This is a genomic window from Streptomyces sp. NPDC001902 (assembly GCF_042891295.1).
Lineage (GTDB): Bacteria > Actinomycetota > Actinomycetes > Streptomycetales > Streptomycetaceae > Actinacidiphila.
In genome coordinates, this window is record NZ_JBIATA010000014.1 from 83,797 (window position 1) to 99,564 (window position 15,768).

11 protein-coding genes and 1 pseudogene are annotated in these 15,768 nt (G+C 74.3%); 5 read left to right on the top strand and 7 right to left on the bottom strand.

Going from position 1 to position 15,768, the window contains the following annotated elements:
* Positions 1-19: 19 nt before the first annotated feature.
* Together ACFYYN_RS23010 and ACFYYN_RS23015 are read right to left on the bottom strand one after the other, a co-directional pair.
* Positions 20-2,410 carry a Tex family protein gene (locus ACFYYN_RS23010; protein WP_500323207.1) on the bottom strand — a complete coding sequence of 797 codons (2,391 nt, stop codon included), beginning with the start codon at positions 2,408-2,410 and terminating at the stop codon, positions 20-22.
* A gap of 75 nt (positions 2,411-2,485) precedes the next feature.
* A complete protein-coding gene (locus ACFYYN_RS23015; protein WP_500323206.1) occupies positions 2,486-3,028 on the bottom strand; it encodes a GNAT family N-acetyltransferase in 543 nt (180 codons plus the stop codon).
* Between the two features lie 69 nt (positions 3,029-3,097).
* On the opposite strand from ACFYYN_RS23015, the gene ACFYYN_RS23020 reads away from it, so the two are divergent.
* Both ACFYYN_RS23020 and ACFYYN_RS23025 read left to right on the top strand, forming a co-directional pair.
* Complete coding sequence (locus ACFYYN_RS23020; protein ID WP_500547329.1) at positions 3,098-3,961, top strand: DUF6528 family protein; 864 nt, start codon at positions 3,098-3,100, stop codon at positions 3,959-3,961.
* Positions 3,962-4,186: 225 nt separating this feature from the next.
* On the top strand, positions 4,187-5,191 hold the full coding sequence (locus tag ACFYYN_RS23025) for an aldo/keto reductase family protein (protein ID WP_500547330.1): 1,005 nt from the start codon (positions 4,187-4,189) through the stop codon (positions 5,189-5,191).
* A 70-nt stretch (positions 5,192-5,261) separates the two neighbouring features.
* Here the strand turns inward: ACFYYN_RS23025 and ACFYYN_RS23030 are convergent, their stop codons facing one another.
* The 3 genes from ACFYYN_RS23030 to ACFYYN_RS23040 form a co-directional block, all read right to left on the bottom strand.
* Positions 5,262-7,220: a primary-amine oxidase gene (locus tag ACFYYN_RS23030; protein ID WP_500547331.1), complete on the bottom strand. Its 1,959-nt coding sequence runs from the start codon at positions 7,218-7,220 to the stop codon at positions 5,262-5,264.
* Between the two features lie 104 nt (positions 7,221-7,324).
* A complete protein-coding gene (locus tag ACFYYN_RS23035) occupies positions 7,325-8,872 on the bottom strand; it encodes an APC family permease (RefSeq protein WP_500547332.1) in 1,548 nt (515 codons plus the stop codon).
* 57 nt (positions 8,873-8,929) lie between these two features.
* The gene (locus ACFYYN_RS23040; protein ID WP_500323202.1) at positions 8,930-9,895 is read right to left on the bottom strand and encodes a hypothetical protein; all 966 of its coding nucleotides are present in this window, start codon (positions 9,893-9,895) and stop codon (positions 8,930-8,932) included.
* 282 nt (positions 9,896-10,177) lie between these two features.
* Here ACFYYN_RS23040 and ACFYYN_RS23045 point away from each other — a divergent pair, with 282 nt between their 5' ends.
* The 3 genes and pseudogenes from ACFYYN_RS23045 to ACFYYN_RS23055 all read left to right on the top strand — a co-directional run bounded on the left by ACFYYN_RS23045 (position 10,178) and on the right by ACFYYN_RS23055 (position 13,503).
* Complete coding sequence (locus ACFYYN_RS23045) at positions 10,178-11,503, top strand: NsdA family TPR-like regulatory protein (protein WP_500547333.1); 1,326 nt, start codon at positions 10,178-10,180, stop codon at positions 11,501-11,503.
* A gap of 465 nt (positions 11,504-11,968) precedes the next feature.
* Positions 11,969-13,063 (top strand): WD40/YVTN/BNR-like repeat-containing protein, encoded by a 1,095-nt coding sequence (locus ACFYYN_RS23050; protein WP_500547334.1) that lies wholly within the window; start codon positions 11,969-11,971, stop codon positions 13,061-13,063.
* Between the two features lie 9 nt (positions 13,064-13,072).
* Positions 13,073-13,503: pseudogene (locus ACFYYN_RS23055) on the top strand (ankyrin repeat domain-containing protein).
* Positions 13,504-13,578: 75 nt separating this feature from the next.
* On the opposite strand, the gene ACFYYN_RS23060 reads toward ACFYYN_RS23055, so the two are convergent.
* Together ACFYYN_RS23060 and ACFYYN_RS23065 are read right to left on the bottom strand one after the other, a co-directional pair.
* Positions 13,579-14,460 carry a hypothetical protein gene (locus tag ACFYYN_RS23060; protein WP_500547335.1) on the bottom strand — a complete coding sequence of 294 codons (882 nt, stop codon included), beginning with the start codon at positions 14,458-14,460 and terminating at the stop codon, positions 13,579-13,581.
* Complete coding sequence (locus ACFYYN_RS23065; protein WP_500323196.1) at positions 14,460-15,740, bottom strand: VWA domain-containing protein; 1,281 nt, start codon at positions 15,738-15,740, stop codon at positions 14,460-14,462. The genes ACFYYN_RS23060 and ACFYYN_RS23065 overlap by 1 nt, the downstream gene beginning before the upstream one ends.
* Between the last annotated feature and the right edge of the window lie 28 nt (positions 15,741-15,768).

The following is a 15,768-nucleotide window of genomic DNA, read 5'->3' on the forward strand; positions in this document are numbered from 1 at the left end:
TCAGTGCCTCACGGTGGGATCAGCCGCGGCGGCCGTTGTTGCCCCCGCCGAGACCCTTGTCGAGCCCGGCGCGGCGCAGGGCGTCGGCCATCGCGCCGCCGGGGGCCGGGCGGTCGCGGTCGCGGTCGCCGCCGCGGGACTGGCGGGGCGGGTTGCCGCCGCGGCGGTCGGGCCGGTCGGGGCGGCCGCCGCGCTCGGGACGTCCGCCGCCGGCGTTGCCCTTGGGCGCGCTCGCCTCGTCCTCCAGACGGAGGGTGAGGGAGATGCGCTTGCGCGGGATGTCGACGTCGAGCACCTTGACGCGGACGATGTCGCCGGGCTTGACCACCTCGCGCGGGTCGCTGACGAAGTTCCTGGACATCGCCGAGACGTGCACGAGCCCGTCCTGGTGGACGCCGACGTCCACGAAGGCGCCGAAGGCCGCGACATTGGTGACGACGCCCTCCAGGAGCATGCCGGGCCTGAGGTCCTTGAGCTCCTCGACGCCCTCCTTGAAGGCGGCGGTCTTGAAGGCGGGCCGCGGGTCACGTCCGGGCTTCTCCAGTTCGGAGAGGATGTCGGTGACCGTCGGCAGACCGAAGGTGTCGTCGACGAACTCCCGCGGCGCCAGCCCGCGCAGCACCGTGGTGTTGCCGATGAGCGCCCTGATGTCGGTGCCCGCCGCCGTGCTCATGCGCCGTACGACGGGGTAGGACTCGGGGTGCACGCTGGAGGCGTCCAGGGGGTCGTCGCCGTCGGGGATCCGCAGGAACCCGGCGCACTGCTCGTACGCCTTGGGGCCGAGGCGGGCCACGTCCTTCAGGGCGGTGCGCCTGCGGAACGGGCCGTTGGCGTCGCGGTGGGCGACGATGTTGGCGGCCAGGCCCTCGGTGATGCCGGAGACGCGGCGCAACAGCGGCACGGAGGCGGTGTTGACGTCGACGCCGACGCCGTTCACGCAGTCCTCGACGACCGCGTCGAGGGAGCGCGAGAGCTTCACCTCGGACAGGTCGTGCTGGTACTGGCCGACGCCGATCGACTTGGGGTCGATCTTGACGAGTTCGGCGAGCGGGTCCTGGAGGCGGCGGGCGATGGAGACGGCGCCGCGCAGCGACACGTCGAGCTCGGGGAGCTCGGCGGAGGCGTAGGCGGAGGCGGAGTAGACCGAGGCGCCCGCCTCGGACACCACGGCCTTGGTCAGCTTCAGTTCCGGGTGCCGCTTGATGAGGTCCGCGGCGAGCTTGTCGGTCTCGCGGGAGGCGGTTCCGTTGCCGATGGCGACCAGGTCGACCTCGTGGGCGGCGGCGAGTCGGGCGAGCGTCGCGATGGAGGCGTCCCACTGGTTGCGCGGCACGTGCGGGTAGATCGTGTCGGTGGCGACGACCTTGCCCGTCGCGTCGACCACGGCCACCTTGACGCCGGTGCGGAAGCCCGGGTCCAGGCCCATGGTGGCGCGCGTGCCGGCGGGGGCGGCGAGCAGCAGGTCGCGCAGGTTGGCGGCGAAGACCCGGACCGCCTCGTCCTCGGCGTCCTGGCGCAGCTGGACGCGCAGGTCGAGGCCGAGCCGGACCAGGAAGCGGGTGCGCCAGGCCCAGCGGACGCTGTCGGCGAGCCACTTGTCGGCGGGGCGGCCGCGGTCGGCCACGCCGAAGTGGTGGGCGATCGTGCGCTCGAAGCTGGAGGGGCCCTCCGCGACCGGCTCCTCGGGCTCCATGGTGAGGTCGAGGACCTCCTCCTTCTCGCCGCGCAGCATGGCGAGCACACGGTGCGAGGGGAGCTTGGTGAACGGCTCGGCGAAGTCGAAGTAGTCCGCGAACTTCGCGCCCGCCTCCTCCTTGCCCTCGCGCACCTTGGCGACGAGCCGGCCCCGCTCCCACATCCGGGTGCGCAGTCCCCCGACGAGGTCGGCGTCCTCGGACCACCGCTCGGTGAGGATGGCGCGGGCGCCCTCCAGCGCCGCCGCGGCGTCGGCGACGCCCTTGTCGGCGTCGACGAACCCGGCGGCCTCGGCCTGCGGTTCCAGGGACGGGTCGCCGAGGAGGCGGTCGGCGAGCGGCTCCAGGCCGGCCTCGCGGGCGATCTGCGCCTTGGTGCGCCGCTTGGGCTTGTAGGGCAGGTAGATGTCCTCGAGGCGCGCCTTGGAGTCCGCGGCGAGGATCTGCGCCTTCAGGGCGTCGTCGAGCTTGCCCTGGGACTCGATGGACTCCAGGATGGCGGCCCGCCGCTCGTCCATTTCGCGCAGGTAGCGCAGGCGCTCCTCCAGCGTCCGCAGCTGGGCGTCGTCGAGGCCGTCCGTCGCCTCCTTGCGGTACCGGGCCACGAACGGCACGGTCGCGCCGCCGTCGAGCAGCTCGACCGCCGATCTGACCTGACCTTCCCGTACGCCGAGTTCCTCGGCGATCCTGCGCTCGACCGAGACCGTTGTCGTCACGATGTGCGACCTGCTTTCTGGCTGGACTACCGCTGCATTATTGCGGAGCCCGGCCGCCCGGCCACGAGCCTGGGCCTATGCCGCGCCGGAGTCCGGGCCCAGACGCTTCTCGAACCAGTGGTCGGCGTAGCGTTCGCCGTTGTAGTCGGGGACCTCGTGGTAGCCCAGTTTCGCGTACAGGGCCCGTGCCTCGACCAGGTCGGCCCGGGTGTCGAGGCGGATCACGGCGGCGCCCAGTCGTTCGCGGGCCGCGCGTTCGGCGGCGGTGACCAGCAGTGCGGCGCCGCCGGTGCGGCGGGCGCCGGGGACGACCCACACGCGGCGCAGCTCGGCGACGCCGGGGGCCAGGAGGCGGACGCCCGCGCAGCCGGCCGGCTCGCCGTCGCGGCGGCCGACGAGGAAGTGCCCGTGGGGACCGGCGAGGTCGTCACTGGTGTGCTCGGTGAGCAGGTCGTCGATCTCCCGCGGGGTCATCGGCCTGCCGTAGTAGCGGCTGACGATGTCGTCGTAGTACCGCCACAGCAGGTCCCTCGACACGGGGTCGTCAACGGGGAGCGGGGCGATCTCCCATACGGGCGAAGCGTGGACGTTCGGTCGCGGTACGGTCACGCGGCCCATCGTGGCAGCACCCGGCGTCGCTATCCTCCGAATATTCGTTGGCACGTCAACGACATACGGGGGCACGACATGACGCGGCACGCCGCGCGGAAGAGCCATCCCATCGCCACCGCCGACCAGTCCTGCAACGGCGTCCTGGTCTTCGACCCCGACGCCCGGGACTGGTCGCGGCCCGGGGCCGTGACCTGGCGCTGGAGCGCGCCGGGCGGGGCCGGCACGAGCTGGCAGCACCTGTCGGACGTGCGGCTGCGCAGGACGCAGGCGTACGGGCGGGTCGTGCTCGTGGCCGCGTCCGGCGGCCGGGCGGCGATGGTGCGCGAGGACACCGGGGCCATCGTGTGGCAGACGGTGACCCCGGCCGACAGCCCGCACGCCATCGAGCGCATCCCGGGCGGGGTGATCGTGGTGGCCTCCGTGGCGCCCGGCCGGCTGCGGCTGTACGCGGACACCGAGCAGACCGCGCCGTTCCGCACCGTGCCGCTGCCGAGGGCGCGCGGTGTGCTGTACGACCCGGAGCACGGGGCGCTGTGGGCGATCGGCGCCGAGCGGCTGGTGCGCTACGCGCTGTCGGGCCGGGGCGCGGCGACGACGCTGACGGAGCACAGCGCCGTGGGCTTCGAGGGCGAGGGCCGTGATCTGCAGCCGGTGTACGGCGACCCGGGGTCGCTGTGGTTCACCGACACCTATGGGGTGTACCGGCTGGACGTCGCGTCCCTCAGGTACCGGCAGGTGGACGGGGCGAGCGGGGTGAGCGCCTACACCAACCAGCCGACGGGAACGCGCATCCGGGCCAGGTCGCAGGCGACCGGGCCCCGGGGCCGGGGCGGGCCGACGGTCGAGTTCCTCGACGCCGACGGGACCCCCGCGTACGCACGGACCCGCCCCGGCGCCGCCTTCGCCACGGTGCGCCTGTGGACCCCGGACTTCCGCTGAGGCCGGTCACGGCCGGGGCGGCCGGCGACCGGGATCCGGCCGGCGCGGGCGACCGGGGGACCGGCCCCCGCGCCGGTACGGAGGCATGTAATGATCAGATGTATTTGCCCCTGCCATCTTTTCTGCGGCCGACGCCCGACCGGGCGCCGCGCCCCCGGCGGGCCCCGGTGCGCCAGCACCCGGCCGGCCGGCACCCACGGACACGCCAACGGAGGCTTCGCTCCCATGGAATACCGCCATCTCGGCCGTAGCGGCCTGGTCATCAGCGAGATCGCGTACGGCAACTGGCTCACCCACGGCTCGCAGGTGGAGGCGGACGCCGCCACGGCGTGCGTGCGCGCGGCGCTGGAGGTCGGCATCACCAGCTTCGACACCGCCGACGTCTACGCGGGGACGCGCGCCGAGTCCGTCCTCGGCGAGGCGCTGAAGGGCGAGCGCCGCGAGGGCATCGAGATCTTCACCAAGGTGTACTGGCCGACCGGGCCGGGCCGCAACGACCGCGGGCTGTCGCGCAAGCACATCATGGAGTCGATCGCCGGCTCGCTGCGCCGCCTGCAGACCGACTACGTGGACCTCTACCAGGCGCACCGCTACGACGTGGACACCCCGCTCGAGGAGACGATGGAGGCGTTCGCCGACGTCGTGCGCTCGGGCAAGGCCCTGTACATCGGCGTCTCGGAGTGGCCGGCGGAGCAGATCCGTCGCGCCCACGCGATGGCGCGGGAACTGCACGTCCCGCTGGTGTCGAACCAGCCGCAGTACAACGCCCTGTGGCGGGTCATCGAGGGCGAGGTCGTCCCGACCTGCGAGGAACTGGGCATGGGCCAGGTGGTCTTCTCGCCGATCGCGCAGGGTGTGCTGACCGGCAAGTACCGGCGGGGGCAGGAGCCCCCGGCGGGCTCGCGGGCCACCGACGACAAGGGCGGCGCCGGCATGATCTCGCGGTGGATGAGCGACGAGGTGCTCGACGCCGTCCAGCGGCTCCAGCCGCTCGCCGCCGAGGCCGGCCTGTCGCTGGCCCAGCTCGCGGTGGCGTGGGTGCTGCAGAACTCCAACGTCTCGGCGGCCATCGTCGGCGCGTCCCGTCCCGAGCAGGTCGCGGAGAACGCCAAGGCGGCGGGCGTCGTCCTGGAGAAGGACCTGATGGCGCGGATCGAGGAGATCCTGGAGCCGGTCGCGGTCACCGACCCCAAGCGGGTCCACGACAACGTCCCTGCGCACCGCCCCTGAGCCGGCGTGCCCCGGCCCCGCGGTCCGTGCGGACCGCGGGGCCGGGGCACTGCTCGGGAGCCGCGCCGCGCTAGGCGGTGTGGCAGTGGCCCTCGCCGCGCGGGGTCTCCTTGGGGAGGTCGAGCGCGGGGTTGCGGTCGAAGAAGCCGGTCGGCTTGAGGGTGAACCCGCTGTGGTCGACGGGCATGACCGGCCACTCCTCCAGCCGCGGCAGGTGGGTGGGCCCGAAGGTGTGCCAGACGGTCAGCTCGGTGTCCTCCAGCGACTCGCCCGCCGCGGTCCAGCGGGGCAGTCCGGCGCCGCCCGCGTTCTGGTTGGGGTAGTCGCCCGCGGGGAAGCGCCGCTCGGGACGGTGGCGGGTGACCCACACGTGCTTGGTGCCGTAGGCCATGCGCCGGGCGACCGCCGAGTCGGGCTGCGCGAGGACGACCGGGCCGGGCTGCGGCACGAGCGTGTACGCCACGGGCTTGCCCATGCGGTTGAGGGAACCGGGGTTGGTGATCCGCCAGCGGCGGCCCGCCAGCGGGTCGGCGAGGCGGCCGCCCTCGGCGCTGTCGGCGACGGGGGTCACCCGGGTGGTGAAGACGTTGCCGTTGGGGTTGTCCGGCCCGCTCGGGACGGGGACGACGTCCACCTCCTCCACGGTGTTGGCGTGGCCGTCGACGGCGGCGTCCAGCCGTACGCAGAACAGGTGCTGGTGGAACGGGGCGAGCAGGCCGGGCGCGACCTCCGTGCCGACCGCGTCGGCGGTGCCGGGCTCCACGGCGGAGGTCTGCACGATGCCGGTGGACTTGGCCTCGAAGCCGATCGTGCCGTCCTGGTGGAAGTACCAGTAGAAGCCGTAGTCGTAGTTGCCGACGGTGGCGATGTAGGAGACGACGAGGCGGCGGGCGCGACGGCTGTCGGCGGCCATGTCGTTGAAGATGTCGGTGTGCTTCCACAGGAGGCCGTAGTCCTCCTCGTGGATGCAGATGGCGTTGGGCAGCGTCTCGGGGTTGCCGAGGTCGTCGGAGAGGACGGCGTCGAGGTAGGTGATCTCGCCGAGGCAGTCGCAGCCGAGCTTCAGGGCGTTGGCGTTGCGGCCGAGCGAGTACTCGCCCGCGTCGAGGAAGGCGACCCAGTTGCGGTCGTCGCCGGGCTCGGCGTAGGCGACGGCCATCTCGGCGAGCGAGGCGCGGTGCAGGACGGGGCGGACGCGGTCGCCGTCCTCGTAGCCGATCTGGTGCAGGACCAGGCCCTCGCGGCCGTTGAAGTCGATGCGGAAGCGCCACTTCTGCCAGGTCATCAGCCGGCCGCTGAGGGCGAAGGACGGCCCTTCCGGCTGGGTGATCTCCAGCGGGCGCAGGTCGGTGCGGGCCGGGCCGTTGAACTCGGCCTCGTAGCGGCCGCATTCGGACGGGATCGGCACGGCGCCGGTGTCGATGAGGCGGACGACCTTCCGCTCGATGACGTCGACGTCGGCGACGAGCCCGGCCACCGGGTGCGCCCACGGGCTGTCGGAGGCGTTGCAGCGCAGCCAGGTCAGGGAGCGCATGAGGCGGGCGCCGGGCCGGTCCTCGAAGCGCAGCGGTCCCGCTCCGAGGGGGGCGGCTACGGCGAGGTCGAGGTCGGTGACGCCGCGTTCGGCCATGGCCTTGCGCCAGCCCGGGTCGGCCTTGACGACCTGCTCGACGATCTCGTACTCCTCGAAGGTGACCGGGGGCTGGCCCTCCTCCGCGGTGTCGAGCGCGCGGTGGGCGACGACGACGCCCGCCGTGACGTCGACCAGTGCCTCGGCGGCGGCGCCGGTGGCCGAGTCCAGCAGGGTCACGCGCAGCCGGCGCACCACGGGGTCGCCGTCGCGATGGGCGTCGGCGGTGTGCCGGTCGGGCTCGTCGAGCAGGACGAGGGGGAAGCGGGTCGTGTCGGTGACCCTGCCGTCCTCCGCGAGGATGCGGCGGGCGGCGGATATCTCGTCGGCGGTCAGCGGGTCGAGGGGGTGGGGCGCGGCGGGTGCGGCGTCGGCGTCGGTGTGGCAGCAGGAGGACATCGGGGCAACCCTCTTGTCGGCGTTGGTCGTTGCGCTGTCGGGCGCTACGGACATGGAACCGGCCCGCCGCTCCCCCGGCCAGGGGTGCGACGGGCCGGACGGGGTCAGGAGGCGCTGTTCTCCGCGTCGGTGGCGGGCACGGACTCGCGCGCCTGCTCGATCCGGAACGCCTCGTTGCCGAGGCCGATGCGGGCGTGCACCTCGGGACGGGTGGCCCGCAGGACCGCGCCGTACACCAGGCCGCCGACGACGGTGACACCGATGATGGCGGGCAGGATCCAGGAGACGGCGGAGCCGTCGCCGGCGACCAGGACGTCGAAGTCCTTGACGGCGTAGACGGCGATGACGACCAGCGCGATGCCCGCGAGGGCGGAGGCGACGATCCGCGGTGCCTGGGTGCGCAGCGCGCCGCGCCGGACGAAGTAGCCGATGACGGCGAAGGACGCGGTCGCCAGCAGCACGATCACGCCCAGGGCGCCGACGTTGCCGAACCAGGTGAAGAGCTTCAGCACCGGCGCGGTGGGGTCGTGGTCCGCCGCCGCGCTGCCGTCGGTGACGGCGAAGGCGACCACGAAGCCGAGGGACACCAGGGTCTGCAGCAGCGAGCCGAAGGCGGGGGCGCCGCTGTTGGGGTTGGTACGGCCGAAGGCCTGGGGCAGCAGGCCCTCGCGGCCCATGGCGAAGGCGTAGCGGGCGACGACGTTGTGGAAGCTGAGCAGGCAGGCGAACATGCCGGTCACGTACAGCACGTGCAGGACGTCGGTGAAGGCGGCACCGATGATCGACTCGCTGAGGCCGAAGAGCAGTCCCGGTCCCTGCTTCTGCGACACCTCCACGATCTGCGACGGACCGGCCGCGATGCTCAGCGCCCAGGAGCTGATGGCGAAGAAGACGGCGACGAAGGTGACGGCGAGGAAGGTCACCCGGGCGACCACGACCTGCGGGCGGCTGGTCTCCTCGGCGTAGACGGGGGACTGCTCGAAGCCGACGAAGCTGGCGATGCAGAAGCACAGGGCGGTGCCCAGGCCCGCCCCGCTGAGCGTGCTCGGGTCGAAGGCGTGCAGCGACAGGCCCTCCTTGGCGGGACTGCCGATGGCGGCGACGTCGAAGATGACGACGAGGGCGATCTCGATCAGCAGCAGGACGCCGAGGACCTTGGCGTTGACGTCGATCTTGAGCCAGCCGAGCGCGCCGACCGCGAGGACGCCGAGTACCGCCGGGATCCACCAGGCGATCGTGGTGTCGAGGTAGGTCTGAAAGAGCCCGGAGATCTCGAAGCCGAAGAGGCCGAAGACCGCGAACTGCATCGCGCTGTACGACACCAGGGCGACGAGCGACGCGGCGGCGCCCGCGGTGCCGCCGAGCCCGCGGGCGATGTAGGCGTAGAAGGCGCCCGCGTTGTGGACGTGGCGGCTCATCTCGGCGTAGCCGACGCTGAAGAGGAGGAGTACCACGCCGAGGATCACGAACAGCAGCGGCTGTCCGACGATGCCCATGACGCCGTACGTGGTGGGCATGACGCCCGCGACCACCATCAGCGGCGCGCTGGCGGCGACCACGGAGAGGAGCAGGCCGGACATGCCGAGGCGGTCGGCCCGCAGGGCTCTCTCCTCGCCTTTGAACGTGCTGATCCCGCTGTTGCCCGTCAGCATGGCGGTTCCTTCCTGGGAGGGGTTGGGGTGGTGCTGGTGCGTCATGCGGTGCGGGCCCTACGGGGAGCCGGGGCCGAGCACGGCCTCCCGCGCGGCGCGGAAGGCCTTCTTGGGGTCGCGGTCCGGGTAGGCCCACGGGGTGCGGGTGGCGTGCGCGCCGATCCGGTTGAACAGGGCCGCCGCCTCGGCGTTGCGGCCCTGCAGGAACTGCGCGTGGACGAGGAAGTTGAGGTCGAGGTGGAGGCGCGGGTGGTCGTGCCCGGCACCGTCCCACTCCAGCCACCAGTCGAAGCCCCGCTTGAGGGCCTGCCGGGCCCGCCATCCGTCCCAGTGCCCGGAGGCCGCGGGATCGGCGGGCAGGGTCCCGGCGGTGGCGAGGACCCGGTACAGCTCGGCGTGGGCGACGACCGGGAGGACGGCGAGCGGTGAGCCGGCGGGCGCCTCGCCCGCGGCCCAGTCGGCGAATTCGTACACCTCGTGGAAGGGCCCGCCCTCGGAGGCGGCCTGGGGGCGTTCGGCGAGGCAGGCGGCCATCAGGTGGTGACCGTGGTGATGGCCGCGGTGGCGGCCGCGGACCTGGTCGAAGGCGCGCATCTGCTCGTCGTCGGTGCCGGTGTGGCGGGCCAGGATCAGCAGGCAGAGCCACGGCGTGGGGTCGGCCGGGGTGAGCGCGGCGGCGGCGAGGCAGGTCTCGCGGGCCCGTTCGGGCTTCTCCTTGCCGGCGACGGCGCGGAACACCGTGGCGCAGGCCAGCAGCGCGGCCGCGTCGGTGCTGCCGGGTTCGGCGAGCTGCCACTCGCGCGCCCAGGTGGCACTGGCGCCGCCCTCGCCGAGGACGACCAGGCGGTGGCCGCGCCGGTCCCAGTCGTCGCCGGTCTCGGCGAGCAGGCTGCGGGCGGTGGTCCACCGGCCCTGGGCGAGCGCAGCGCGGGCGTCGGCCAGTGGCTCGTCGTCCAGGGCAGGGTCGAACCGCAGGTCGTCCCGGGAGCGGGAGAAACCGAACGGGGGTGGAGGAGGAGTCATCCTCGGGGTGCCTCCACGGCGCGCACGTGATGTCCGGCCCGGGGCGGGGCATCCCGTTCGGCGTCCGGTGATCGCTTGATCACACAAAGCCAACCGGTATGAGCAGGTCCACTTCAAGTCCGGGCCTGTTGTCTCGATGTAGTCCCGCACACGCGTCCGAACGGCGGCGGGCGCCGCCGGACGCCGCGGGACACGGATCGGGACGGATCGCGGCGATCGCCTGCGCCGCAACGCCCGCGCCTGATATTCGAACGTACGAATATGAGACGAAGGAGCAACGCCGTGGCGGACGACACCGCGCCGGCACCGTCCCATCCCCTGGCGTCCGTCCGGCGCAGCCACGGCTGGAGCTACCAGGACCTCGCCCGGGTCGTCGCCGACAACGCCCGTGCCCTCGGCGTGCCCATGGCGGCCCGTCGGGAGAAGGTGTGGCGCTGGGAGCACTGGGGCGTGGTGCCGGAGAGGGACAGCCAGCGGGCCCTGGCCCGGGCCCTTGGCGTACCGCTGCGGGAGGTGGACACCCGCCCGTGGCCCGGTTGGTTACCGTCCTTCGACGGAATCCCCGACGGGCTGCCGTGGACCCGGGCGGGCGGTCTCGACGCGCTGGACGCCCTGCTCGACGGCGGCGGACGCGACCCGCGGGGCCACCCCGTGCTGGAGGGAGCGGAGTTCGGCGACGCCGTCGCCGACTGGGCGGCCGCGACCGACGGCGGGAGGGACGAGCCGCCGCGGGACGACGCCGTCGCCGGCCGGGAAGGGGCTGCGGCCGACGAGGAGACCGTGGACTGGCTGGAGCGCGGCGTGCTCGGCCTGCGCCGCCTGGACGACCGGCTCGGCGGCGCGGCCGTGGGGCACCGGGTCGAGGCCGATCTGCGGATCGCCCTGGACCTGTTGCGCCGGGGACCGTACCGGGGCGGGCTCGACGCCCGTCTGCTGCGCGTCGCCGCCGGACTGGCCCAGTTGGGCGGCTGGGCGGCGACGGACTGCGGACGGCACGGGGCGGCCCAGCGGCACCACCTCACCGGGCTGCGCCTCGCGCACGGCGCGCAGGACCGCCCGCAAGCCGCCAACCTGTGGGCGGGACTGACCCTTCAGGCGGTGTTCGCGGGCCGTCACGACGACGCCCTGGCGGCGGCCCGCGCCGCGGAGTCCGCCGCGGCCGGGGCGACCTCGCGCACCCGCGCGATGCTCGCCACCCGCCGGGCCCGGGCCCACGCCGGGCTCGGCGAGGACGCCGCGTGCCGCCGGTCGCTGGAGGAGGCGGGACGGCTGCTGGACACCGCGCCCGGCGACGACGACCCGTCGTGGATCTACTGGTTCGACGAGGCGGAGCTGTGCGCGCAGAGCGGGATCGCGCTGCTGGACCTCGGCCGTGCGCAGGAAGCGGCCCCGCTGCTGGAGAAGGCACTGGCGATCCAGGACCCCCTCTACCGGCGCGACCGCACCCTCTACACCGCGCGCGCCGCCCTCGCCCGGGCGCGGACCGGTGACCTCGACACCGCCCGAGCCCTCACCGAGGACGCCGTGGACCTCGCCCGGGACTGCGGGTCGCCCCGGGTGGCCATCGCCGTCGAACAGGCCAGGACGACGCTGTCCCAGGCCCGTTGACGACCCGGCCCCGCCGGACCGGCACCGCGGTCCGGCGGGCCCGCCCCGGCGACCACCCGAACCGGGAGCCCGACAGCCGCAGTCGGGGTCCGTCCGAGGACCGCGCGGCGCATCGCGCCACCGGTCCGGACGTCCCAGGCGCCCCGAGGGGCAGTGGTCCACGGCCCCGGAAGACCCGCCCGGCGCGGGGAGTTCGCACACTACGGCCCCGGCCACGCCGGACCGCCCGGCACAACGGTCACTCCCGCCGCCGGTGACCGGACCGCCTGCCGGCGGGCACGCCGCGGCGCGGCGCGGCCGCAGTCGGCGTCGTCACCGCAGGTCCCGGACCGCGCGGCGCATCGCGCCGCCGGCCCGGACGTCCCAGACGCCGGTCGTGCACCAGAAGCGGTGCGGGGGGCGGTGCGCCGGAGGCGGTCTGGTGCGGTGCCGCGCGGTGGGCTACGTTGCCGCGGCATGACGCCGATGGGGACGATGAGACGGGTGTGGACGGCCGTGCTGTGCGGGGCGGCGCTCGCCGCGCTGACCGCGGCCCCGGCCCACGCGGCGGGTGAACGGCCCGGTCCGCGCTGGGAGCTGAAGGACACCGGCAGCACCGCGCGCTTCCGCGGGCTGGCGGCGGTCAGCAGGAACACCGCCTGGGTGGCCGGTTCCGAGGGCAAGGTGCTGCGCACGGTGGACGGCGGACGCCACTGGGCGGACGTGTCGCCACCGGGTGCCGCCGAACTGCAGTTCCGCGACGTCGAGGCGTTCGACGCGCGGCGCGCGGTGGTGCTGGCGATCGGCGAGGGCGAGGCGTCCCGTGTGCTGCGCACCCAGGACGGCGGCGCGACCTGGACGGAGACCTTCCGCAACCCCGACCCCCGCGCCTTCTACGACTGCGTCACCTTCTTCGACGACCGGCACGGCCTCGCCGTCAGCGACCCGGTCGACGGCAGGTACCGGATGCTGTCCACCGGTGACGGCGGCCGCAGTTGGCGGGTGCTGCCCTCCGTCGGCATGCCCCCCGCGCTCGCGGGCGAGGCCTCGTTCGCGGCGAGCGGTCAGTGCCTGGTGAGCCGTGGCCCGCGCGACGTGTGGCTGGCGACCGGCGGGGCGTCGCATGCCCGCGTCCTGCACTCCCGCGACCGGGGGCTGACCTGGACCGTGGCGGCGTCCACCCTGCCCGCGGGCGACCCCGCGAAGGGCGTGTTCGCGCTGGCGTTCCGCGACGCGCGGCAAGGGATCGCCGTGGGCGGGGACTACCGCTCCGACCAGGCCTCCCCCGACGCCGCCGCGGTGTCCCGCGACGGCGGCGCCACCTGGACCGGCTCCGCACGACCCCCGGCCGCCTACCGTTCGGGGGTGACCTGGCTGCCGTACTCCTCGCGCGCGGCGATCGCGGTCGGACCGTCCGGCAGCGACCTGAGCCTGGACGGCGGCCGGATCTGGCGGACCTTCGACTCCGGGTCGTACGACACCGTCGACTGCGCCCCGGACCTGGGCTGCTGGGCCGCGGGTGAGCAGGGACGCGTCGCACGCCTGGGGATCAACTTCGGCGGCGGGGCCCCTGGCTCGTAGTCTGCGTTCGTGAACCGCAGACGCCGCAAGAAGCTGAGCCGAGCCCTCGTGCGGGCCGCGAGGAGCGGTGAGACCGGGACCGTGCGCCGGCTCCTGCGGCGCGGCGCCTCCCCCGAACTCCCGGACGCTGACGGGACGACACCGCTGTACGCGGCGTCGGTCCACGGCGCGGCGGACGTGGTGGGGCTGCTGCTCACGGCGGGGCCCTGCCCGACACCGAGAGCGGCCACGGGGACGAGGGCACACCCCTGTGCGGGGCCGCGTGCTGGGGGCACACCGGGACGGTGCGCCGGCTGCTCGCCCAGGGTGCCGATCCCCGCCTGCGCGAGGACCACGGCACGGGGCTCACGCCGCTCGAATGGGCCGGGCGCGGCCCGTACCCGGAGACGGCGGCGCTGCTGCGCGCCGCGGCGGACTCCCGTCCGCCCACGGCCGGGTAGGACGGCCAGGCGGCACGGCGCGCCGGTACGGTCCCGCACCGCGGGACCGTACCGGCGCGCCGCCGGACGTCCTGGTTACGCGACCGGGCGGGGGCGTCCCCGTCCACGGGTGAGGCTGTAACCGGCGATGCCCGCGAGCGCGCCCAGCACGCCCCCTGCCGCGGTCCAGATCCAGCGGTCGGACCACCAGCCGCCGCCCCAGCCGTCCTCGGGCTGGGCCAGCCCGGCCGGCACCGGCGAGGCGCTCGGGTCGGCCTCGTCGGACTCCTCCGTGGCGGAGGCGGACGGCACGGCGTTGGGGTCGAGGGTGGCCCCGGCCTTGGCGACGGGGGTGAGCGGGGCGGCGAGTTCGCCGTCGACGGCCTTGGAGCCGCCCGCGTCCGTCGAGGTGGTGCCGACCTGTGCCTGGACCGGCAGGCCGAGGTCCTCGTCCGGGAGCCGCAGCACGGTCAGGCGGATGTAGTACGCGCCCGGGAGCGGGTCGTCGGCCCATGCCTCGGACCACGCACGCACGGTGCGCAGCCGGCAGCTCAGCTCCAGCTGGGTGTCCTGCGCGGACGCCGTCCTGGTCGGCTTGCCCGCGGTGCACGCCTGACGTCGGCGCAGGCCGTCGTAGACGTCGAGCTGCCAGGTCTGGTCGCCGTGCCGGCTCGCGGACTCCGGCAGGCCGACCGTCGCGGAGACCGTGGGCACCTCGCCCACCGCGGCCGGGAACACCCAGTACAGGTAGTCGCCGGTGGAGGCGCCGGCCGGGACGGTCCGCACCCCCGGCCGGAGGTTCCCGGCGGTCCGGAAACCGGTGCCGGGCTGGACGGTCTCCTCGGTGGCCCCCGTTCCGCTCACACCCGGGCTGGGCGTGGCGTCGTCCGCGGCGGCGGTGCCCGCTCCGGCGGCGAACAGGGCCGCGCCCGCGAGCAGTACGGCGGCCGCCCGGCGCGCCGTTCGGATGGTACGCATCAGTTGGTCCTCCAGACGGCGACGCGCCAGCGCGAGATCCAGCCCCACAGCACACCGGCGACGAGGCCGGTCACGACCAGCAGGGCCAGCAGCCACCAGCCGCGGCCCAGGCCGAAGGAGGCGACGTCGGACGGCTCGTCGGGCGAGGAGACCAGGTCGACGCTGAGTTCGAGCGGCAGGCCCGGGGTGCGCTTCACGGCGTCCGGGGCGGAGAAGGAGTTGCTGACCTCGATGCACACCGTGCGGGCGGCCGCGGCGTCGTCGTCGTCGCGCTCCGGCCAGGCGTAGCGCAGACCGGAGGAGATGACGTCGGTGCGTCCGCTGCCCGCTTCCGAGCCGCGGACGAGTTCCCGGCCGCCGGAGGTGACGGCCCGTACGAGGACGCCGTAGTCGCGGTTGACGGCGCGGTCGGCGCCGACGCTGACGGAGGCGCGCAGTTCCTGGCCGTCGGTGACGCTCACCCGGTACCAGCGGTGCTCGGTGAACGCCTCGCGGTCGCTGTAGACACCGGCCCCGAGCAGCGGGGCGTCGGCGCAACGGTCGGCGCCCTGGGTCACGGTGGGGGTGACGACCACGTTGTCGGCGGAGCGGTCGACGAGTTGCTTGATGCGGTCGGAGAGCTGGTCGGCGTGGTCGACGGCGGTGTAGGTACCGCCGGTCGCCTCGGCGATGCAGCTCAGCTGCTCGCGGATCTTGGTGTTGGGCACCAGGCCGAGGGTGTCGACGACCAGGTGGGTGCCCTCGGCGGCGAGTTCACGCGCGACCTCGCACGGGTCGAGCGGCTGGCAGGTGTCCTCGCCGTCGGTGATGAGCACGATCCGGCGGGTGCCGTCACCGCCCGCGAGGTCCTTGCCCGCGGCCTGCAGGGCGGGGCCGATCGGCGTCCAACCGGTGGGGGCGAGGGTGGCGACCGCGGTCTTGGCCTCGGTGCGGTCGACGCTGCCGACCGGGTAGAGGGCCTCGGTGTCCTTGCAGCCGACCACCTTGTCCTTGCCGGGGTAGTTGGCGCCGAGGGTGCGTATGCCGAGCCGGACCTCGTCCGGTACGGCGTCGATGACCTCGTTGAACGCCTGCTTGGCCGCCGACATGCGGGACCTGCCGTCGATGTCGTTGGCCCGCATCGAGCCGCTGACGTCGAGCACGAGCTCGACCTTCGGGGCCTCGTGCGCGGTCTCCGGCCCGTCGTCCGCGGCGGCCGGCGCCGCGGCCGGGAAGAGCGCGGTGGCGAGGGTGGCCGCGAGGCCGCACAGCCCCACCGCCAGCCGTTTGCTTGTGATCATTGGCGGATCCTATGGAAGATCCGACTCC

Coding starts and splice junctions, on each gene's coding strand:
- ACFYYN_RS23015 (WP_500323206.1), bottom strand. CDS start 3,028: ATGGGCCGCGTGACCGTACCGCGACCGAACGTCCACGCTTCGCCCGTA.
- ACFYYN_RS23020 (WP_500547329.1), top strand. CDS start 3,098: ATGACGCGGCACGCCGCGCGGAAGAGCCATCCCATCGCCACCGCCGAC.
- ACFYYN_RS23025 (WP_500547330.1), top strand. CDS start 4,187: ATGGAATACCGCCATCTCGGCCGTAGCGGCCTGGTCATCAGCGAGATC.
- ACFYYN_RS23030 (WP_500547331.1), bottom strand. CDS start 7,220: ATGTCCTCCTGCTGCCACACCGACGCCGACGCCGCACCCGCCGCGCCC.
- ACFYYN_RS23035 (WP_500547332.1), bottom strand. CDS start 8,872: ATGCTGACGGGCAACAGCGGGATCAGCACGTTCAAAGGCGAGGAGAGA.
- ACFYYN_RS23040 (WP_500323202.1), bottom strand. CDS start 9,895: ATGACTCCTCCTCCACCCCCGTTCGGTTTCTCCCGCTCCCGGGACGAC.
- ACFYYN_RS23050 (WP_500547334.1), top strand. CDS start 11,969: ATGGGGACGATGAGACGGGTGTGGACGGCCGTGCTGTGCGGGGCGGCG.
- ACFYYN_RS23060 (WP_500547335.1), bottom strand. CDS start 14,460: ATGCGTACCATCCGAACGGCGCGCCGGGCGGCCGCCGTACTGCTCGCG.
- ACFYYN_RS23065 (WP_500323196.1), bottom strand. CDS start 15,740: ATGATCACAAGCAAACGGCTGGCGGTGGGGCTGTGCGGCCTCGCGGCC.